Source organism: Polynucleobacter antarcticus (assembly GCF_013307245.1).
Taxonomy (GTDB): Bacteria; Pseudomonadota; Gammaproteobacteria; order Burkholderiales; family Burkholderiaceae; genus Polynucleobacter; species Polynucleobacter antarcticus.
This window is the reverse complement of record NZ_CP028941.1, coordinates 1540290-1561509: the sequence shown is the minus strand read 5'-3', so window position 1 is coordinate 1561509 and position 21220 is coordinate 1540290. Positions and strand designations below refer to the sequence as shown.

Annotated in this window: 19 protein-coding genes; 13 read left to right on the top strand and 6 right to left on the bottom strand. The window is 46.1% G+C overall.

Annotation, left to right across the window (positions count from 1 at the left end; genetic code table 11):
- The first annotated feature begins 60 nt into the window (after window positions 1-60).
- Genes DCO16_RS08060 through moaE form a run of 6 tightly spaced genes read left to right on the top strand, consistent with a single transcriptional unit; the run spans window position 61 to window position 6116 of the window.
- Complete coding sequence (locus DCO16_RS08060) at window positions 61-1320, top strand: pyridoxal phosphate-dependent aminotransferase (RefSeq protein ID WP_173943167.1); 1260 nt, start codon at window positions 61-63, stop codon at window positions 1318-1320.
- Window positions 1317-2627, top strand: coding sequence for a homoserine dehydrogenase (locus DCO16_RS08055; protein ID WP_173943166.1), 1311 nt, complete (start codon window positions 1317-1319; stop codon window positions 2625-2627). The genes DCO16_RS08060 and DCO16_RS08055 overlap by 4 nt, the downstream gene beginning before the upstream one ends.
- A 29-nt stretch (window positions 2628-2656) precedes the next feature.
- Window positions 2657-4111: a threonine synthase gene (gene thrC / locus DCO16_RS08050; protein WP_173943165.1), complete on the top strand. Its 1455-nt coding sequence runs from the start codon at window positions 2657-2659 to the stop codon at window positions 4109-4111.
- A gap of 27 nt (window positions 4112-4138) precedes the next feature.
- Window positions 4139-5374 carry a molybdopterin molybdotransferase MoeA gene (locus tag DCO16_RS08045; protein WP_217426736.1) on the top strand — a complete coding sequence of 412 codons (1236 nt, stop codon included), beginning with the start codon at window positions 4139-4141 and terminating at the stop codon, window positions 5372-5374.
- Window positions 5375-5392: 18 nt separating this feature from the next.
- On the top strand, window positions 5393-5650 hold the full coding sequence (moaD, locus tag DCO16_RS08040; RefSeq protein WP_173943163.1) for a molybdopterin converting factor subunit 1: 258 nt from the start codon (window positions 5393-5395) through the stop codon (window positions 5648-5650).
- Between the two features lies 1 nt (window position 5651).
- Complete coding sequence (gene moaE / locus DCO16_RS08035; RefSeq protein ID WP_173943162.1) at window positions 5652-6116, top strand: molybdopterin synthase catalytic subunit MoaE; 465 nt, start codon at window positions 5652-5654, stop codon at window positions 6114-6116.
- 23 nt (window positions 6117-6139) lie between these two features.
- Here moaE and DCO16_RS08030 read toward each other — a convergent pair whose 3' ends face one another.
- The gene (locus DCO16_RS08030) at window positions 6140-6385 is read right to left on the bottom strand and encodes a GIY-YIG nuclease family protein (protein ID WP_173943161.1); all 246 of its coding nucleotides are present in this window, start codon (window positions 6383-6385) and stop codon (window positions 6140-6142) included.
- Window positions 6386-6475: 90 nt separating this feature from the next.
- Between DCO16_RS08030 and clpB the strand changes: the two genes are divergently transcribed.
- The 4 genes from clpB (at window position 6476) to DCO16_RS08010 (ending at window position 12478) form a co-directional block, all read left to right on the top strand.
- Window positions 6476-9070, top strand: coding sequence for an ATP-dependent chaperone ClpB (clpB, locus tag DCO16_RS08025; RefSeq protein ID WP_173943160.1), 2595 nt, complete (start codon window positions 6476-6478; stop codon window positions 9068-9070).
- A 19-nt stretch (window positions 9071-9089) separates the two neighbouring features.
- Window positions 9090-10337: an MFS transporter gene (locus DCO16_RS08020; RefSeq protein ID WP_173943159.1), complete on the top strand. Its 1248-nt coding sequence runs from the start codon at window positions 9090-9092 to the stop codon at window positions 10335-10337.
- Window positions 10338-10642: 305 nt separating this feature from the next.
- Complete coding sequence (gene aceA, locus DCO16_RS08015) at window positions 10643-11941, top strand: isocitrate lyase (protein ID WP_173943158.1); 1299 nt, start codon at window positions 10643-10645, stop codon at window positions 11939-11941.
- A gap of 84 nt (window positions 11942-12025) precedes the next feature.
- Entirely contained in the window at window positions 12026-12478 is a 453-nt protein-coding gene (locus DCO16_RS08010) for an HIT family protein (protein ID WP_173943157.1), read from the top strand.
- 28 nt (window positions 12479-12506) lie between these two features.
- Here DCO16_RS08010 and DCO16_RS08005 read toward each other — a convergent pair whose 3' ends face one another.
- Genes DCO16_RS08005 through DCO16_RS07985 form a run of 5 tightly spaced genes read right to left on the bottom strand, consistent with a single transcriptional unit; the run spans window position 12507 to window position 16857 of the window.
- Window positions 12507-12932, bottom strand: a complete 426-nt coding sequence (locus tag DCO16_RS08005) for a DUF1841 family protein (RefSeq protein ID WP_173943834.1) — start codon at window positions 12930-12932, stop codon at window positions 12507-12509.
- Complete coding sequence (gene nth, locus DCO16_RS08000) at window positions 12925-13581, bottom strand: endonuclease III (protein WP_173943833.1); 657 nt, start codon at window positions 13579-13581, stop codon at window positions 12925-12927. The genes DCO16_RS08005 and nth overlap by 8 nt, the downstream gene beginning before the upstream one ends.
- Entirely contained in the window at window positions 13581-14273 is a 693-nt protein-coding gene (rsxB, locus tag DCO16_RS07995) for an electron transport complex subunit RsxB (RefSeq protein ID WP_173943156.1), read from the bottom strand. The genes nth and rsxB overlap by 1 nt, the downstream gene beginning before the upstream one ends.
- A gap of 53 nt (window positions 14274-14326) precedes the next feature.
- Entirely contained in the window at window positions 14327-15625 is a 1299-nt protein-coding gene (locus DCO16_RS07990) for a polyhydroxyalkanoate depolymerase (protein ID WP_173943155.1), read from the bottom strand.
- 32 nt (window positions 15626-15657) lie between these two features.
- The gene (locus tag DCO16_RS07985) at window positions 15658-16857 is read right to left on the bottom strand and encodes an amino acid aminotransferase (RefSeq protein ID WP_173943154.1); all 1200 of its coding nucleotides are present in this window, start codon (window positions 16855-16857) and stop codon (window positions 15658-15660) included.
- A 238-nt stretch (window positions 16858-17095) separates the two neighbouring features.
- Here DCO16_RS07985 and uvrB point away from each other — a divergent pair, with 238 nt between their 5' ends.
- The 3 genes from uvrB to DCO16_RS07970 all read left to right on the top strand — a co-directional run bounded on the left by uvrB (window position 17096) and on the right by DCO16_RS07970 (window position 21202).
- Window positions 17096-19192: an excinuclease ABC subunit UvrB gene (uvrB, locus tag DCO16_RS07980; RefSeq protein WP_254598130.1), complete on the top strand. Its 2097-nt coding sequence runs from the start codon at window positions 17096-17098 to the stop codon at window positions 19190-19192.
- A gap of 169 nt (window positions 19193-19361) precedes the next feature.
- The gene (locus tag DCO16_RS07975) at window positions 19362-19931 is read left to right on the top strand and encodes a Fe-S cluster assembly transcription factor (RefSeq protein ID WP_173943153.1); all 570 of its coding nucleotides are present in this window, start codon (window positions 19362-19364) and stop codon (window positions 19929-19931) included.
- An 11-nt stretch (window positions 19932-19942) separates the two neighbouring features.
- Window positions 19943-21202 carry an IscS subfamily cysteine desulfurase gene (locus DCO16_RS07970; protein WP_415836185.1) on the top strand — a complete coding sequence of 420 codons (1260 nt, stop codon included), beginning with the start codon at window positions 19943-19945 and terminating at the stop codon, window positions 21200-21202.
- Window positions 21203-21220 lie beyond the last annotated feature (18 nt).

Below are 21220 nucleotides of genomic sequence, written 5' to 3'. Positions count from 1 at the left end.
TATGCTGATTATAGCCAGCTGTTTTTTCCTAGATTTCAAGAACTTACCCTTTAATTTATTGTGAAACCGATCCTTAAGTCCGAAAAACTCAATCACGTCTGTTATGACATACGTGGGCCCGTGCTGGAGCTTGCCCAGCGCATGGAGGAGGAGGGGCACAAAATCATCAAATTAAACATTGGCAATGTGGGTGTATTTGGCTTTGATCCCCCAGAAGAGATTCAATTAGACATGATCCGTAATTTGGGCAATGCCTCTGCCTATTCTGACTCCAAAGGTATTTTTTCGGCCCGTAAGGCAATCATGCACTATTGCCAAGAAAAAGGAATCCAAGGGGTGACTTTGGATGACATCTATACAGGCAATGGCGTGTCTGAGTTAATCGTTCTCGCCATGAATGCGCTACTCAATAATGGCGATGAAGTCCTAGTACCGGCTCCAGATTATCCGCTGTGGACTGCAGCCGTGAGTTTGTCTGGCGGCACACCAGTGCATTATCTGTGTGATGAGTCTAAAGACTGGGCGCCTGACCTAGCGGATCTCCGTAAGAAAATTACACCAAAAACTAAAGCGATTGTCGTGATTAATCCGAATAATCCTACTGGTGCTATTTATTCTCAAGAGGTATTGCAAGAGTTAACGTCGATCGCGCGTGAGCATGACCTCATTTTGTTTGCGGATGAGATTTACGACAAGATGTTGTATGACCAAGAGAAGCATGTCTCTTTAGCATCCTTATCTACCGATGTCGTCATCATTACTTTCAATGGCTTATCTAAAAACTATCGCTCCTGCGGCTATCGTGCTGGCTGGATGGTCGTTTCAGGTGATAAGGAGATGATTCGCGATTACATTGAGGGCCTCAATATGTTGTCCTCAATGCGCCTTTGTGCAAATGTGCCAGGTCAATATGCTATCCAAACTGCTTTAGGGGGCTACCAAAGTATTAATGATTTGGTTTCTGAGAGTGGTCGTCTAGCAAAGCAACGTGAACTTGCCTGGAAGCTCATTACCCAAATTCCGGGTGTGACTTGCGTTAAGCCGAAATCTGCCTTGTATTTATTTCCGAAGTTGGATTCCGAAATGTACCCGATTGAAGATGATCAGCAATTTGTAGCAGATCTTCTCAAAGAAGAAAAAGTGCTCTTAGTTCAAGGTTCTGGTTTTAACTGGATTAAGCCCGATCATTTTCGTTTAGTATTTTTACCGCACGAAGATGTGCTCACAGAAGCTATTGGTCGTCTAGCACGCTTTCTTGAGCGTTATCGAAAGAAACATAGCCGTCAAGCGGCTCAACTCACTGCAACAAAGGCATCATGAAACCGATTCAAGTTGGACTATTAGGTATTGGCACTGTTGGTGGTGGCGTTTTTACTGTTCTCGAACGTAATCAGGAAGAGATTGTGCGTCGTGCGGGTCGTGGTATTCGTATTCACACGGTTGCCGATCTCAATGTAGAGCGCGCTAAAGAGTTAGTGAAAGACCATGCGCAAGTAGTCAGCGATGCGCGTGCAGTGATCAATAATCCAGAAATTGATATCGTAGTAGAGCTGATTGGTGGCTACGGTATTGCTAGGGACTTGGTACTTGAAGCAATCGCAGCAGGTAAGCACGTTGTCACAGCCAATAAAGCCTTAATCGCCGTTCATGGCAACGCCATTTTTAAGGCCGCCCATGAAAAAGGCGTGACAGTTGCATTTGAAGCTGCAGTTGCTGGTGGTATTCCGATTATTAAGGCCTTGCGAGAAGGTCTTACCGCCAATCGTATTGAGTGGATTGCAGGAATTATTAACGGCACTACCAACTTTATTTTGTCTGAGATGCGCGACAAAGGATTAGATTTTGCAACGGTCCTCAAAGAAGCGCAACGCTTGGGCTATGCCGAGGCAGACCCTACGTTTGATATTGAGGGAATTGATGCAGCCCATAAAGCTACCATCATGAGTGCTATTGCGTTTGGTATTCCGATGCAATTTGATAAGGCGCACATTGAGGGTATTACCAAATTAGACGCGATTGATATTAAATACGCAGAGCAGTTGGGCTATCGCATTAAATTATTAGGGATCGCCAAAAAGACAACCAGTGGTGTGGAGTTGCGGGTTCATCCAACCTTGATTCCGACTAAGCGCCTCATTGCTAACGTTGAAGGTGCGATGAACGCCGTGCAAGTATTTGGTGATGCAGTAGGTACTACGCTGTATTACGGTAAGGGTGCAGGGTCTGAGCCAACGGCTTCTGCGGTGATCGCAGATTTAGTTGATATTGCGCGCCTTTTGGATGCCAGTCCTGAGAGTCGGGTACCTTATTTAGCTTTCCAGCCAGATGCAGTACGTGATACCAAGGTCTTGCCGATTGGTGAAGTCACTACCAGCTACTACTTACGTTTAAGAGTAGCCGATCAAGCGGGTGTCCTTGCTGATATCACGAAGATTTTAGCTGCCCATAGCATTTCTATCGATGCACTCTTGCAGAAAGAAGCAGATGAGGGTGAGAGCCAAACGGATCTGGTGGCCTTGACTCATGAAACCAAAGAAAAGCATATGCTGGCTGCGATTAATGAAATTCAGGATCTGAAGACGGTTGCAGGACAAGTCGTCAAAATCCGTTTGGAAAATTTGTCGTAAGTAATATTACGTAAAACTAAGCTCACTACATGCGTTACCAATCTACCCGGGGCAATAGCCCGCAACAATCCTTTTTAGAAATTTTGCTAGGTGGCTTAGCTCCGGATGGCGGCTTGTATTTGCCAGTGGAATATCCGCAAGTCACTAAAGCACAGTTGGATGCATGGCGCGGATTGTCTTATGCCGATCTGGCTTATGAAATCTTAAGCCTGTATTGCGATGACATTCCAGAGCACGACTTACGCGCTTTATTGCGTAAAACGTATACCGCACAAGTGTATTGCAATGGGCGTGCTAAAGATGATGCCCAAGACATTACCCCTTTGCATTGGTTAGGCGAAGAGCAGGGAACGCGCATAGGTTTACTGAGTTTGTCTAACGGCCCAACATTAGCCTTTAAAGATATGGCAATGCAGTTGCTAGGTAATTTATTTGAATATGCACTACAGCATTCAGGACAAAAACTAAATATTTTGGGCGCCACCTCTGGGGATACTGGCGGTGCTGCTGAATATGCGATGCGCGGCAAAGATGGCGTGAATGTCTTTATGCTTTCTCCTCGCGGGAAGATGAGTCCGTTCCAGTCTGCGCAGATGTATTCTTTGCAAGACCCGAATATTTTTAACTTAGCTGTCGCTGGTGTATTTGATGACTGTCAAGATATTGTCAAGGCTGTCAGTAACGATCATGCTTTCAAAGCGCAGTATCGTATCGGCACTGTCAATTCCATCAACTGGGGCCGGGTTGTTGCTCAAGTGATTTATTACTTCCAAGGCTATTTATTAGCCACCAAATCTAGTGCAGAAAAAGTTTCCTTCACAGTGCCATCGGGTAACTTTGGCAATATCTGCGCAGGCCATATTGCCCGCATGATGGGTTTGCCGATTGCGCACTTAATTGCCGCCACCAATGAAAACGATGTCTTAGATGAGTTTTTCCGCACAGGTGTTTACCGTGCCAGAAAATCTGCTGAGACATTGCATACCTCTAGCCCTTCCATGGATATCTCTAAGGCGAGTAACTTTGAGCGTTTTATATTTGATCTCGTTGGCAAAGATGGCAAAGAAACTGCACGCATGTTTAAGCAGGTCGATGAGCTTGGCGGTTTTGATATTTCTAAAGAGTCGATCTTTAAAGAGATGGCTCAATATGGCTTTCAATCGGGTAGAAGTACCCATCAAGATCGCCTAGATACGATTCGCAATATTGATAAGCAATATCAGGTGATGGTCGATACTCATACGGCAGACGGTATTAAAGTTGCTCGTGAGCATTTGCAGCCAGACATCCCTATGCTTGTTTTGGAAACCGCTTTACCAATCAAGTTTGAAGAAACGATTGAAATTGCTTTAGGCCGTCCCGCAGACTGCCCTATTGCATTCAAGGACATTAAGCTCAAGCCGCAGCGCGTGGAAAATATCGATGCGGATGCCGATCAGGTAAAGCACTTTATTGCCGCTCACGTGCCTTCAGTACATTCATAAGCTACAGAGATCATGACTAAGCCCCCCATGTTGACGGCTCAACAGGCCTTAGAACACTTGCTTGTAAATGCGCAGGTAGTCGCTGAGACAGAGCGGGTAGCAATGCAGGCCGCACTTGGGCGGGTGCTTGCCGAAGACGTGAAGAGCTTAGTGGATGTACCGCCAGTCGATAACACGGCGATGGATGGTTATGCGGTGAGAACTGCAGATACTCAAATCTCAGGAAGCGTACTGAAGATTACCCAGCGTATTCCAGCAGGTTCTATGGGAGTAGCGCTTGATCCAGGTACTGTGGCCAGAATATTTACCGGTGCGCCAGTTCCTTTGGGCGCAGATGCAGTAGTCATGCAAGAGGACTGCGCCATCCTAGAAGGATCTGCCGATCAAGTCCAAGTCAATACCACTCCTGTTGCAGGTCAGTGGATTCGACGCCGTGGCGAAGATTTAACTGCTGGTAAAACGGCTTTAGCAGCCGGAATTTTTTTGCGGCCACAAGAATTAGGTGTTGCTGCCTCTGCGGGTTTGACACATCTGCAGGTAAGACGTCGTGTAAAAGTCGCCGCCTTTTTTACTGGTGATGAGTTGTCACTTCCAGGTCAGCCCTTAAAGCCTGGAGGGATCTATAACTCGAACCGCGATACTTTATTGGCTTGCCTGAGATCCTTGGGCTGTGAGCCTACAGATCTCGGTATTGTTCCTGATCGCCTAGATGCCACACGTGAAGCCTTACGCAAGGCAAGTAAAGATCATGATTTGATCATCACTTCTGGTGGGGTATCGGTGGGTGAGGAAGATCACATCAAGCCAGCCGTGATGGCTGAAGGACGTTTAGATCTTTGGCAAATTGCTATCAAGCCAGGTAAGCCTTTGGCTTTTGGTGCAGTCCGTAAATCAGATCAGACGGATCCATCTAACTTGAGCGAAGCCTGGTTTATGGGTCTGCCCGGCAATCCAGTTTCTAGTTTTGTCACATTCTTATTATTTGTACGTCCTTTTATATTGAAGTTGCAAGGTAGGGATCCAAGCCCTCCACCATCATATTGGATGCGTGCTGATTTTGATTGGCTTAAAGCAGACCGTCGTAATGAGTTTTTGCGTGTCAAAATGAATTTCCAAGGCGGCTTAGATCTCTTTCCTAATCAGAGTTCTGGGGTACTTACCAGTGCTGCTTGGGGAGATGGCTTGCTAGATTGCCCACCAGGACAAGCTTTTAAAGCCGGTGATATGGTGAAGTACATTCCGTTTAATGCACTCTTGACTTAATCGGTTTACGATTCCCTCATGAAATTGCAATTACGATTCTTTGCCTCATTACGTGAAGGCCTCGGACTTTCTGAAGAGTGGGTTAATCTTCCCGCTGATGTAAAAACCATTGCTCAATTAAGGCATCACCTTACGCAGCGTGGCGGTGCATGGGCAGAAGTTTTGGCCAGTGATAAGGTCATTCGTTGTGCCTTGAATCAAAGGATGGTCAAGGAATCAATAGCATTAGAAGAAGGTGCTGAAGTGGCATTCTTTCCTCCAGTGACGGGTGGTTAAGATGACAAAAAGCCTAATTCGCATTCAAGAGGCAGACTTCGATTTAACGACGGAAGTGGCTGCACTCCGCAAAGGAGATTTGCAAGTCGGTGCCGTGGTGACATTCGTAGGAACCGTGCGTGATATGAACGAGGGTAATCAGGTGACAGAGATGACACTTGAGCACTATCCCGGCATGACTGAAAAAGCGCTGGAAGATATTATTTCTCAAGCGAAAGCATGTTGGGAAATTCGTGGGACTCTGGTGATTCATCGGATTGGCCCCTTACTGCCAGAAGATCAAATTGTTTTGGTAGTGGTGACGAGTGCCCACCGTGGCGAAGCGTTTGCCGCATGCGAGTTCATCATGGACTATCTGAAGACTGCAGCCCCGTTCTGGAAAAAGGAAGACACTCCAGAGGGCAGTAAATGGGTGGATGCCCGTGTGACTGACGATGTTGCCATGGCACGCTGGAATCAGAAGTAGTCATTTCAGAAGTCGAGTGGGATTCACCCCTTTTCAAAAAAAGCCCGTTTTAATGCCCTTGGTAAACGTTTGAGTTGCGCTTCTGCTTTAGAGGCCTCAGATCGATCCGGGTGCTCTTGGGTTGCTAATAATGTGACTGGCCTGCGGGCCCTTGTGTAGCGAGCGCCTTCCCCCGAATTATGTGCCGCTAGGCGATGTTCGAGGCGGTTAGTGATGCCAGCGTAATAGCTGCCATCGGAACACTCAAGAAGATAAACAAGCCAAGTCAAAATAGAGATAAATTCACTTTAAAGGGGGGTAGAGCACTTGAAATTGCTGATAAAGCCCTTATATTCTATATAGATAAACAAGGTAAGCCCATGAGAATAGATAAATTAACTACCAAGTTTCAAGAGGCCTTGAGCGAGGCGCAAAGCCTTGCTTTAGCTAAAGACAATCAATATATCGAGCCAGCCCATTTATTGCTGGCGATGTTGCGCGACTCTGATGGTGCTGCAAAAAGTCTTTTGACGCGTGCGGGTGTCAATGTTGCTGGCCTAGAGAAGGCGGCGGAGAAGCTGATTAGTCACTTGCCAGAAGTGCAAGGGACTGGTGGCGAAGTCCAAGTAGGACGAGAGTTGACCAACTGGTTGAACTTATGTGAAAAAGAAGCGAACAAGCGTGGCGATCAATTCATCGCTGGCGAATTATTCTTATTGGTCGTAGCTGATGACAAAGGCGAGCTCGGCAAAATTGCTCGTGAGAACGGCTTAAACCGGAAGTCGCTTGAAGCGGCGATTGATGTTGTGCGTGGAGGAGAGTCCGTGAATAGTGCTGATGCTGAAGGTCAAAGAGAAGCCTTGAAAAAATATACGCTCGATCTCACTGAGCGTGCTCGTATGGGCAAGTTAGATCCTGTGATTGGTCGCGATGATGAGATTCGACGCACCATCCAGATTCTGCAGCGTCGCGGTAAAAATAACCCGGTATTAATTGGTGAGCCAGGCGTTGGTAAAACAGCGATTGTGGAAGGCTTAGCGCAACGTATTGTTAATGGCGAAGTTCCTGAGACTCTCAAAGATAAGCGTGTACTTGTTTTGGATATGGCGCTGTTATTAGCCGGTGCAAAATATCGTGGTGAGTTCGAAGAGCGTTTAAAAGCCGTCTTGAGTGATGTTGCTAAGGATGAAGGACGCACGATCATTTTTATTGATGAGATTCATACGATGGTCGGTGCAGGCAAAGGCGAAGGTGCTATGGATGCCGGGAATATGCTTAAGCCTGCTTTGGCCCGTGGTGAATTGCATTGTATCGGCGCCACCACACTAGATGAGTACCGTAAGTACATTGAAAAAGATGCCGCCTTAGAGCGACGCTTTCAGAAGGTCATGGTTGAGGAGCCTACTGTTGAGGCTACCATTGCCATTTTGCGTGGACTGCAAGAGCGTTATGAGCTTCACCATGGCATTGAAATTACTGACCCGGCCATTGTGGCAGCAGCAGAGCTATCGCATCGTTACATCACTGATCGTTTTTTGCCCGATAAGGCGATTGATCTCATTGATGAGGCCGGTTCACGCATTCGGATGGAGATCGACTCTAAGCCAGAAGTGATGGACAAGCTAGAGCGTCGTCTGATTCAGCTCAAGATTGAGCGTGAGGCTGTTAAAAAAGAAAAAGATGATGCTTCGAAAAAACGTCTGGGCTTGATTGAGGATGAGATCAAGCGCCTAGGGGCTGAGTACGCTGATTTAGAAGAGATCTGGAAAGCAGAGAAGGGCGCCGTGTTAGGTGCAGCTCATCTCAAAGAAGAGATTGAAAAAGTCCGTGCAGATATTGTGAAACTGCAGCGTGACGGAAAGTTAGAGCAAGTTGCAGAGTTACAGTATGGCAAATTACCAGAGCTGGAGGCGAAGCTCAAGTCTGCTGCAGCGGCAGAAGCTAAGAGTGGTAAAGATGGCGTGGTAAAAAATAAGCTCTTACGCACTCAAGTAGGCGCAGAAGAAATCGCTGAAGTAGTATCTCGGGCGACTGGTATCCCAGTGTCGAAGATGATGCAGGGCGAGCGCGATAAGTTACTGAAGATGGAAGAATTGCTGCATAAACGTGTAGTGGGTCAAGAAGAGGCTATTCGTGCGGTATCGGATGCGATTCGTCGCTCACGTGCGGGTCTTGCGGAAGAGCATCGTCCTTATGGTTCATTCTTATTCCTAGGTCCAACCGGGGTTGGTAAAACTGAACTGTGTAAGGCTCTAGCTGGCTTCTTATTTGATAGTGAAGAGCATCTCATTCGGATTGATATGAGTGAGTTCATGGAGAAGCACAGTGTGGCTCGCCTGATTGGTGCGCCTCCTGGTTATGTAGGTTATGAAGAGGGTGGCTATCTCACTGAGAAAGTGCGCCGTCATCCTTATAGCGTGATCTTATTTGATGAGATTGAAAAAGCGCATCCCGATGTTTTTAATGTGCTCTTGCAAGTGCTGGATGATGGGCGCTTAACAGATGGCCAAGGCCGCACAGTAGACTTTAAAAATACGGTGATTGTGATGACCAGCAATATCGGTTCGCATCTAATTCAGTCGATGCATGATCAAAAGCAGTCAGAGATTAAAGATGCAGTATTTGAAGAGCTCAAGAGCCATTTCCGTCCCGAGTTCTTGAATCGGATTGATGAGATTGTGGTGTTTCATGGCTTAGATAAGGGCAACATTGCAAATATCGCAAAGATATTGCTCAAAAATCTCTCAGATCGTCTAGCTAAGTTAGATATGCAGCTTGAAGTTAGTGATGCTGCGCTAGCGAAGATTGCTGAGGTCGGTTTTGATCCTATATTTGGGGCTAGACCACTCAAACGGGCAATTCAGCAATATATTGAGAACCCAGTTTCTAAGATGATTTTAGAGGGTACGTTTGGCCCTAACGACACAGTTCCTGTGGGCGTTGATAAACATGGTGAGTTTATTTTCAAAAAGTAAAAAGCGGTAAACTCGGATCATGACTGAAGCTCTCACGCTGAACAGACGAGCCAGTGATGTCCGGGTTGTTGGTCTTATTAGCCTGGCTCACGGTAGCTCGCATTTCTTTCACTTAATTCTGCCGCCAATGTTTCCCTGGTTAAAGGCGGAGTTTGGCTTTAACTATGCTGAGCTTGGTCTACTCATGACCATCTTCTTTGTGGTCTCTTGTATCGTTCAAGCAGCCTCTGGATTTTTAGTAGATCGAATTGGTGCTCGCCCTGTTTTATTTGTGGGGGTAGGCCTACTGGTTTTGGCTGCGCTGACATATTCACAAAGTAATGGGTACTGGATGTTAGTCATGGGTGCTGTCATTGCTGGCTGTGGAAATGGCATCTTCCATCCAGTGGATTACACCCTAATTAATCACAAAATTTCTCCACCGAATTTACCTTACGCTTACTCTATTCATGGGGTGACGGGTTACATCGGATGGGCTGCAGCCCCAGCCTTTATGGTGGCAGTAGCCAGTGTTGCAGATTGGCGTATCGCTTTTTTATCTGCCGCCGTAGTAGAAGCACTAATCTTATTAATCCTTTGGCTAGGTCGCGAGCGGCTAATCGATAACGTCCAAGAACGTAAAGCAAAATCCCATGAGAGTCATGCCGCCGCTCATCCTGGTGAGGGCTCCTCTAGCACGTTTGCTTTCCTTAAGCTACCGGCAGTGTGGCTGTGTTGGATTTTCTTTTTCTTTAGTATGGCCGCTACGACCGGTCTGCAATCTTTTGCGCCCAGCGCACTTCTAAAGATTTATGAATTGCCTGTCAGCGCTGGTAATTATTTTCTGACTTTAATGTCGCTCGGTGGTGCTGGCGGCATGTTACTTGGTGGCTACTTAGCGAAAAGATTTAGTAATCCTGAGCGCATCATCACTTGGTGTTTTGCGATGAATATCGTAATGGGTTTATTGTTAGCGACAGGATTAGTGCCCTTTGAAGCGATTGTGATTCCGTTTGTAGTGATTGGTGCGGGCTTAGGTATTGCTGCACCTTCACGGGATCTCATGGTGCGTAGTGCAACACCTTCTGGAGCATCGGGTAGGGTATACGGCATTGTCTATTCTGGAATTGATCTGGGCGCTGCTCTGAGCCCACTGGTATTTGGACTCTTTTTGGATGCCAACCTCCCCCAGTTTTTATTTATTGGCGTAGCCTTCCTACAACTCATGATTATTTTGACGGGCTTTAGGGTGGCAAACATGATTGCATCGAAGCCCAGTCCAATCTAGCTTAGGCAAGCTTTGCCTAGCCGGGAACTTATCCCCCACCATATTTCATAATATGAAAAGATATTTCCACTGGTAAAACGCAGGGTCTCAATAGGGGAAATAGTCCTTCTCGCAAGATGACGCCCAATTCCACATTGTAATAAATACTATTTAAGTATATGATTTTATTGATGAATATATATTCATTAGTAGAATAATTAATCCTTGCGCGCGCTACTTTTCTCTATAAACTCTTATATAAGACATAAGACTTGTGTTTTCATATTTAACGTAATGAAGTACTTCATTCATCTAGGGAGAAAAGCATGGCAGACCGCAAAGCAGAAATCGCAGCAATTCAAAAAGATTGGGATACCAATCCACGTTGGAAGGGTATTACTCGTGGCTATACAGCAGAAGATGTTGTACGTTTGCGTGGCTCATTAAAAATTGAGCACACATTAGCAAAGCATGGCGCTGAAAGACTGTGGGAATTGGTCAACAACGAAGCCTATGTGAACTGCTTAGGTGCATTGACTGGTGGCCAAGCTATGCAACAAGTAAAAGCAGGCGTTCAAGCGATTTACTTATCAGGCTGGCAAGTGGCTGCGGATGGTAATTCTTCTGCGGCAATGTACCCAGATCAATCGTTATATCCAGTGGACTCAGTACCCAAAATGGTAGAACGGATTAACAATTCTTTTCAGCGTGCTGATGAAATTCAAACTGCTAAAGGGGTTAATAAAGGGGATGCTGGTTACATCGAGTATTACGCTCCTATCGTGGCTGATGCTGAAGCAGGCTTCGGTGGTGTATTGAATGCTTTTGAATTGAGTAAGGCTCTGATTAAGCAGGGTGCAGCAGGTGTGCACTTCGAAGACCAATTGTCTTCTGTAAAAAAATGCGGACACTTAGGTGGCAAAGTCTTGCTACCAACAGCAGAGTCGGTTCAGAAGTTGATTTCTGCACGTTTAGCAGCCGATGTCATGGGCGTACCTACTATTATTTTGGCTCGCACGGATGCAGAAGCAGCGGACTTATTAACCTCTGACTATGATGAAAACGATAAGCCGTTTTTAACTGGTGAGCGCACACCCGAAGGCTTTTATAAAACACGTAAGGGATTAGACCAAGCGATTTCTCGTGGCTTGGCATACGCTGCCTATGCTGACATGGTGTGGTGTGAGACAGGTACGCCTGATCTAGACTTTGCTCGTAAGTTTGCTGAAGCGATTCGTTCGAAGTTTCCTGGCAAGATGTTGGCTTACAACTGCTCACCTTCATTCAACTGGAAAAAGAATTTAGATGATGCAACGATTGCAAAGTTCCAGCGTGAGCTTGGAGCTATGGGATACAAGTATCAATTTATCACCCTCGCTGGTATTCACTCTATGTGGTACAACATGTTTGATTTAGCGCAAGACTATATGCAACGCGGTATGACTGCCTATATCGAAAAAGTACAAGAGCCAGAATTTGCTGCACGTGATCGGGGTTATACCTTTGTATCCCATCAGCAGGAAGTGGGTACTGGGTACTTCGATGATGTCACGACGGTGATTCAGGGGGGCAAATCCTCGGTAACTGCATTAACCGGATCTACAGAAGAAGAACAGTTCCACTAATTAATCCAAGTAGTTTGTATTGCTGCGGCATCTAAATGACCTCATAAGGGTGACTTAGATGCCGTTTTCGTTTACATTCTTAGAATGACTGATTGCCCGCTTTGCCAAGTAGAACTCCAGCTTGTAGCTGAAGATGCATCCACTGAGCTGATATGGCGTGGTGATGACTGCAGGATTGTTTTGATTAATGATCCCGACCTTCCAGGCTTTTGCCGTGTGATCTGGAATCACCATATCGCTGAAATGACGGATCTGAGTTATGGGGAGCGCGAGCACCTTATGACTTTGGTGTTTGCAGTGGAAGAGGCTGTGCGTCTGGTGATGCATCCTGATAAAGTAAATCTAGCGAGCTTAGGTAATATGGTGCCCCATATTCATTGGCACATTATTCCTAGGTATAAAGACGATGCCTTTTTTCCAGGATCGGTTTGGTCGCAAAGAACACAAGAAACTTTAGCATCAACATTGGCTGAAAGAAAACGCTTAGCCAAAGGTCTGCCTAGTGCCATTAAGTCTGCGATTGCAGCTCTGCACTAATGGACTCCAACTCAACTCTAAATTAGTTTTAACTTAGCTTTTTAAGAGCCTCTAAGTATTTTTCGGGGCTCAATGCCTGACCCTCGCGTTGTGCCTCCCACATGACTTGTCCCAAACATTCCATCATAGCGTGCTGGGCTTCGTGTATTGATCCTAACTTCTTAGTTAAATTTTCAGCGATCTCTTTAATGCCCGGTGGTTGATCAATAGAGATTTGCTCGCTAATCGACAGATGCATTGAGAGGTGCAAGAAAGGGTTGGTCTCACCACGTTCTGGTGTGTAGTCTTGTGCCACCGCACCCTCTGGGTCCGCCAGAAGGGAATGATATTCAGGATGCTGAACCATCCAATCGCTAGCAATCGTTTCCATGGGGGTCAGAATATGATTTTCCAGTTTCTTGCTCCAGGTGTCGCAAAAAAAGCGACGCACTTCTTCACGGCTTGGGTTAAATATCGCCACGTACTTTTCCTTTACCTGTTTTTTGTTTGAAACCACAAAGAGGTTCAACAATACATTGTTCGCATTCTGGATTGCGCGCTTTGCAGGTATATCGTCCATGCAAAATTAACCAGTGATGTGCATCTTGTAAAAATTCTTTTGGTATTCGTTTGAGTAGTTGCTCCTCCACCTTCACCACATCTTTACCAGGGGCTAGCCCAGTACGATTTGAGACTCTAAAGATGTGAGTATCTACTGCCATCGTGGGGTGTCCAAACGCAGTATTGAGAATCACGTTCGCTGTTTTTCGACCAACGCCAGGAAGAGCCTCTAAGGCTTTACGATCTTGAAGTACTTCACCATCATGGTGATCTAGAAGTAGACGACAGGTCTCCTGAATATGTCTTCCTTTGGAGTTAAATAAGCCAATATGTTGAATGTAGGGTTTAACGCCTTCCTCTCCCAAGTCTAAAAGTGCTTGCGGGGTATTGGCTATCTTAAAGAGCTGACGAGTGCCTTTATTGACAGAGATATCGGTGGCTTGAGCAGAAAGTAATACTGCAATTAGTAACTCAAATGGTGAGCTGTATTCAAGTTCAGTTTCAGGATGGGGATTGTTCGCCTTGAGTTGTTCGAAGAAGGCATGACGATTTGCTAGATTCATCATGCTTTTTGCTGTGCTCTAGCAATGGCGGCTGCAATAATAGCCCGCTTTCTTTCTTGTTCTTTCTTCGCCTCGTCCGAGTCCGGATGCTCAGCATTTACTACAACTAATTTAGCAGCAGCTTTTTTTGCGAGGCGCTCATCGTTATCGCGCTCTTCACGATCCAATCTTTGGTCTCGGCTGTGATAACGGTTACGTGCTGTATCGGCTAAATCACTTGACCAGGCATTCCATCCCGTCTGCGATTCAGTCACATTAATCATGGTGATGCAGTCTACGGGGCAGGGCGGAATGCATAGATCACAACCAGTACACCAATCACTCAAAACAATATGCATTTGTTTCGAAGCCCCTACGATCGCATCTACGGGACATGCCTGAATACAGAGCGTGCAGCCAATACAGGTTTGGGAGTCTATCAATGCAACAGGCCGAGGCCGTTCTATACCGCACCCAGGATCAATCTGAGGATGCAGTTCAAAGGCATCTTGGGGATAAATAGAGACCAAGATATTACTCAGCCTAGTAATACCCTCTACTCCGCCTGGAGGGCAACGATTTGGTAGAGCTTCTCCAGTAGCTAAAGCCTCTGCATACCCTCGGCAATCGGGATAACCACATTTAGTACATTGGGTTTGGGGAAGAGCATCCTCAAGAAGATCAGCAAGTGCTCTCGTTTGCTGGATATTCATCAAAAATGGAGAGCCTAAAACCATCAGCACGACCCGAAAGTCGCGCTATGGATTTATACAGACTTCTTACTTCCCAGTTTTGGTGGGCGTGCCTTAGTCTTTTTTTGTACGACTTGATGTTCACGAATGAAAGAATTAATTTTTGGATACACCTTTTCACGCCAACGGCGACCCGCAAAGATACCGTAGTGACCAGCACCAGCAACTTCGTAATGCGCCTTGCTTGATTTATCAATGCCGCTACAAAGTGCGTGGGCTGCCCGCGTTTGTCCGCTACCTGAAATATCGTCTAACTCACCTTCAATAGTTAACAAGGCGGTCTTATTAATATCTTGCGGCTTAACTAATTTGCCTGCCACTTGCCATGTGCCATTGGGTAGGGCATGTTCTTGAAAAACCGTCTTAATAGTATCTAAGTAGTACTTGGCATCCATATCCAATACTGCGTTGTATTCATCATAGAAACGAATATGCGATGCAGTATCTTGCTCATCACCACGCACGAGGTTTTGGAAGAAATCCCAATGCGATTGCATATGATTTTTTGGGTTCATGGCAATAAAGCCCGTGTGCTGTAAGAACCCGGGATAAACCAGACGACCTGCGCCCGGATAGTTAGGCGGCACCTTATAAACGACATGGCTTTCAAACCAGCCATAGGATTTTTGGTCTGCTAAATTATTGACTGCGGTAGGAGACTTACGCGCATCAATCGGTCCGCCCATCATGATCATGGAGGTGGGTGTTTTTTCACCAGCGGAAGCCATAAGTGAGATAGCACCAAGCACAGGCACGGTCGGTTGGCAAACGGAAATGACATGAAGATTTTCCGCACCAATAGTACGAATGAAGTCTTGCACATAATGCACATAGTCATCCAAACTAAACTCACCCGCCTCGGCAGGAACAATGCGCGCATCAATCCAATCGGTAATATAGACCTTGTGGTCTTGCAAAAGCGTGCTGACGGTATCGCGCAGTAAGGTGGAGTGATGACCTGAGAGCGGAGCAACAACTAATACCACTGGATCTTCTTTTAATTTCTGAATGACTTCAATATCATCGGAGAAGCGTTTAAAGCGAACGAGCTTACAAAACGGCTTGGCAAGTGTTGTTATTTCATGAATGGCAACTTCGCGTCCATGAGCTTGTACTGAGCGAATACCGAACTCTGGCTTTTTATATTCTTTTCCGAGGCGATACAGGAGCTCGTAACTTGCGGCTAGGCGCTCAGAGCCAGGAATTTTGGATGCTGGATTAGACGTGTCAGTAAAAGCGGCAGAAGCAGCACGAGCCCAAGAGCTCACCGGTTCTAACAAGGCTTTTTGAAACTCATGTAACTGATATAGCATGTTGCCTCCTGATGATGCAGTGTAACTGTTTGTTAAGCTAAAACGCGAGCAATTGCTTTGGCTACTCTATCAATATTTTTGGTATTGAGTGCAGCTACACAAATACGGCCTGTTGAGAGGGCATAAATCCCATCTTCTTTCTGTAAAGTCTCTACTTGCGCTGCCGTGAGGCCAGAATAAGAGAACATCCCACGCTGCGTATTAATAAATGAGAAGTCTTGTTTGACTCCAGCAGCAGCAAGTTTTTCTACTAGGCCTTGGCGCATTGCTTTAATGCGATCGCGCATCTCCGCCAATTCTTCTTCCCACATTTTTCTCAGCTCAGGGGTATTCAAAATAGCGGCAGTAATGGCCGCACCATGCGTTGGAGGATTGGAATAATTAGTCCGAATCACACGCTTTAATTGAGACAACACACGTATAGACTCATCTTTACTTTGGGTGACGATAGACAGTGCACCAACACGCTCACCGTAGAGTGAGAGAGACTTGGAGAACGAGCTAGATACAAAAAAGGACAGGCCAGATTGCGCAAATAGGCGCACAGCGATACCGTCTTGTTCAATGCCGTCTGCAAAGCCTTGATAGGCAATATCTAAAAATGGAATCAGTTGCTTTGCTTTGCAAATTTCAATTACCTGAGCCCATTGCGCCTCGGTAATATCAGCACCAGTAGGATTGTGGCAACAAGCATGCAGCAGTACGGTAGTGTTTTGTTTGAGGGACTCTAAGGACTTCACCATGCCCGCAAAGTCAACGCCTCGGGTTTGGCCATCAAAGTAGGTGTAGTCAATGACTTCAAAGCCGGCAGATTCAAAAATACCGCGATGATTTTCCCAAGTAGGGTTGGTGATCGCGCAGGGAGCGTTGAGGTTAAGACGTTTAATAAAGTCAGCACCAACACGCAATGCGCCTGTACCACCAAGACATTCAGCAGTGACTACCCGACCCTCTTGAATCAGTGTGGACTGAGCGCCAAACAATAAAGTTTGTACTGCACTATTAAATGGGTTGGGACCTTCAATCGGAATATAGCTGCGAGGGGATTGTTTAGCAACAATAGCCTCCTCTGCTTTAATCACAGCTTTTAAGAGCGGCACCTTGCCTTCGTCCGTATAGTAAACCCCCACACCTAAATTCACCTTATCGGGGCGTTGATCGGCAACATAAGATTCAGTGAGGCCAAATATAGGGTCTTTAGGGGCTAGCTGGACGGAGGCAAACAAGGTCATGGGAGGTTTATTGGTAGTAGGTCAGGAATTATTTTTGTATTCATCAGGCTTAAATCAAGCTCCATTTGTCACAATCACCAATATTTACCACTGAGTTTGGCTATTTCTGCATAAAAACGGCAAAATCATTGTTTGTACAAAATTCGCTGTGACTAAAGCCACAGATGAAATGATAGCTGAGATGCCCCCAAAGTCACCTAAAACTTCTGCCAATAAACCTGTTGATCCAGCTATTCCAATGGCCCAAAAAGGCCCACAGGCTGATCCTTTGGGTGAGGTGGGTCATGATTTGGACCCGGCAAAGTTTGTTTCTTTCCCAGATTCCCCATTTCACCTGTATCAGCCATTCGCACCCGCTGGGGATCAGCCGGCAGCTATTGATGCATTAGTGGCTGGAATTGAGGATGGTTTAACCTTTCAGACCCTTTTAGGGGTGACGGGCTCCGGTAAGACTTTCACAATGGCGAATGTGATTGCCAGAACTGGCAGACCCGCCATTATTTTTGCTCCCAATAAGACTTTGGCTGCTCAGCTTTATAGCGAATTTCGAGAATTTTTTCCGAAAAATGCAGTGGAGTATTTTGTGAGTTACTACGACTACTATCAACCTGAGGCTTACGTTCCGCAGCGCGACTTGTTCATTGAAAAAGATTCCTCGATTAATGAGCATATTGAGCAGATGCGTCTCTCGGCAACAAAAAGTTTATTAGAGCGACGTGATGTCATTATTGTGGCCACGGTATCCGCTATTTACGGTATCGGTAACCCTGGCGACTATCACAGTATGGTGATGACTTTACGTCCGGGTGACAAGATGAGTCAGCGCGATATTTTGATGCGCTTAATTGCCATGCAATATGACCGCAACGAAACGGATTTTAAGCGTGGTGTATTTCGAGTGCGCGGTGACACGATTGATATTTTTCCAGCAGAACATAATGAGCTAGCTGTCCGCGTAGAGTTGTTTGATGATGAAATCGAGAGCTTGCAATTTTTTGATCCGTTGACTGGAAAAATCCGTCAAAAGATTCCGCGCTTTACGGTGTACCCCAGTTCACACTACGTTACTCCACGGGAGACCGTTCTTAAAGCAATTGAAACCATTAAGGCAGAGTTGCGGATTCGTTTAGATGAGTTCGTGAAGGATGGCAAGCTGGTAGAGACCCAGCGCCTAGAGCAACGCACCCGTTTCGATTTGGAAATGTTGAATGAATTAGGCTTTTGCAAAGGCATTGAGAATTACTCACGCCATCTCTCTGGCGCCATGCCTGGTGAGGCGCCACCTACCTTAGTCGACTACTTGCCCAATGATGCCCTAATGTTTTTAGATGAGAGTCATGTCTTGATGGGGCAGCTCAATGCCATGTACAACGGTGATAAATCACGCAAACATACTTTGGTTGAATTTGGCTTTCGTTTGCCTTCTGCAATGGATAACCGGCCACTCAAGTTCAGTGAATTTGAAACCAAAATGCGTCAAACAATTTTTGTTTCAGCAACTCCCGCTGATTATGAAAACACCCATACAGGACAAGTGGTTGAGCAAGTGGCAAGACCTACTGGCTTGGTAGACCCTGAAATTGAAGTATTACCAGCAAGTACACAGGTCGATGATTTGCTCGGTCAAATTCATGAGCGCGTCAAAGTGCAGGAACGTGTATTAGTGACTGTGTTAACTAAGCGTATGGCAGAGCAACTTACTGATTACTTGTCGGATAACGGCGTAAAGGTGCGTTATGTGCACTCTGATATCGATACGGTAGAGCGTGTAGAAATCTTGCGTGATTTGCGCCTTGGTGTTTTCGATGTTTTGGTCGGTATTAATTTGCTACGAGAAGGTCTCGATATTCCAGAGGTTTCTTTAGTGGCCATTCTCGATGCAGATAAAGAAGGTTTCTTACGATCGGAGCGCAGTTTGATTCAAACGATTGGCAGAGCCGCCCGAAATGTACGCGGCAAAGCGATTCTGTATGCCGATCGGATAACCAATTCTATGAAACGGGCAATGGATGAAACGGAGCGTCGTAGGACAAAGCAGATCATCTTTAATAAAGAGAATGGTATTGAGCCCCGTGGCGTTCAAAAGCGCATCAAAGACATTATTGATGGTGTGTATGACGTCAAAGAGAAGCGCTCTGAGATGCAGGTAGAACAGGAGCGTGCCCGCTACGAAGATATGAGTGAAAAGGACTTGTCTGGTGAAATCAAGCGCCTAGAGAAGCAAATGAATTCTGAAGCTAAGAATTTGGAGTTTGAGAAGGCTGCCAGCACCCGAGATCGCCTCACCAAGGTCAAGGAAATGGCATTTGGAGCCCGTTCTCGCGATGGGGTTTGAGGCCTTTCCCCCTCGATAATCGCTCCTTAAGCCTATTGCAAGGGGTATTTGGGTGTATGGAGTAATTCCCGAGCAAATTGGTCGGGAATATGGTAAAGTTGAGTGGAATGGTCGGGTATTACCCGCCCGACTGTTAGCTGTCCATAACAATCCATTACCAAGGTGACATATGAGACTTACAACCAAAGGTCGTTTTGCAGTAACCGCAATGATTGATTTAGCCCTGCGTGAGACGCACGGGCCTGTAACTTTGGCCGGAATTAGCCAAAGGCAGAAGATTTCCCTTTCTTATTTAGAACAGTTGTTCGGCAAATTGCGCCGTTTCAATATTGTCGAGAGCACTCGTGGCCCTGGCGGCGGTTATACACTCGCACGTAAGCCCAATGAAATTAGTGTGGCGGACATTATTGTGGCGGTAGATGAGCCCTTAGATGCAACCCAATGTGGTGGTAAAGGCAATTGCCATACTGATGAAGAAAATCAAGGCCATTGCATGACCCATGATCTTTGGACGAATCTCAACTCTAAGATGGTGGAGTATTTAAACTCTGTTTCTTTGAGAGATTTGGTTCAGCAGCAAGCAGGGCGCGGTATTGTCTTGCAAGATTTGCGTACCAAGAAGATCAAGATTGAGGCGGTCAAAGCTGACAAGACTCAGTCTGCAGTAATTACTAAGCAAGATGCTGTTCCAAAACAGCCCCTTGTTAATTCCGTGTTTAATCTAGCTCAGCACAGTTAAAGAAGAAAACTATGAACGCACCACAAGACATTCCTCAGCAAGCAATCCCTATGTTTAGTCCAAAACACTTTCCGGTGTATATGGATTACTCCTCTACGACTCCAATTGACCCACGTGCCGTGGACAAAATGATGCCTTACCTGCGTGAGCAGTTTGGTAATGCAGCTTCTCGGAGTCATGCCTATGGCTGGGCTGCTGAAGAGGCTGTTGAGTGGGCGCGTTCAGAAGTAGCCCAATTAGTGCATGCCGATCCCAGAGAAATTGTTTGGACGAGCGGCGCGACAGAGAGTATTAATTTGGCTTTGAAAGGCGCTGCCCATTTCTATAAAGAGCGTGGCAATCACATCATCACCGTGAAGACTGAACATAAGGCTACCTTAGATACTTGCCGTGATCTAGAGCGTGAAGGATTTGAGGTGACGTACTTAGATGTGCTGCCTAATGGCTTGATTGACTTTGCACAACTAGAGACAGCGATGAAGCCCGGCACTATTTTGGTTTCGATCATGTACGTCAATAATGAAATTGGTGTGGTCCAAGACATCCCTGCGATTGGTGAATTATGCCGTGCTCGCGGAGCGATTTTGCATGTCGATGCAGCGCAGGCTACTGGCAAGGTGGAGATTGACTTGGAAAAAACCAAAGTTGACCTCATGAGCTTTTCTGCACACAAGACTTATGGCCCTAAAGGGATGGGCGCATTGTTTGTGCGTCGTAAGCCACGCATTCGACTTGAATCTCAGATTCATGGTGGCGGTCATGAGCGCGGCATGCGTTCCGGCACCTTAGCAGTACATCAAATTGTTGGTATGGGCGAAGCTTTCCGAATTGCCCGTATCGAAATGGCTGAAGAAAATAAACGGATTCGTGCTTTACGTGATCGTTTATTGGCAGGCCTCAAAGATATTGAAGAAGTGTATGTCAATGGCGATATGGATCAACGGGTTCCCCATAACCTCAATATTAGTTTTAACTACGTTGAAGGTGAATCGATGTTGATGGCGCTCAAAGATTTGGCGATCTCCTCTGGCTCTGCCTGCACCTCTGCCTCTTTAGAGCCTTCTTATGTATTGCGTGCCTTGGGCCGTAATGATGAGTTAGCCCATAGCTCCATTCGCTTTACTTTGGGACGCTTTACAACTGAAGAGGAAGTAGATTTTACGATCAAGCTGGTGAAAGAGAAGATTGCAAAGTTACGCGAGCTCTCACCACTGTGGGAAATGTTTAAAGACGGAATTGATCTCAGCACTATTAAGTGGGCAGCGCATTAAGTAAGCCTTTATTGAAAT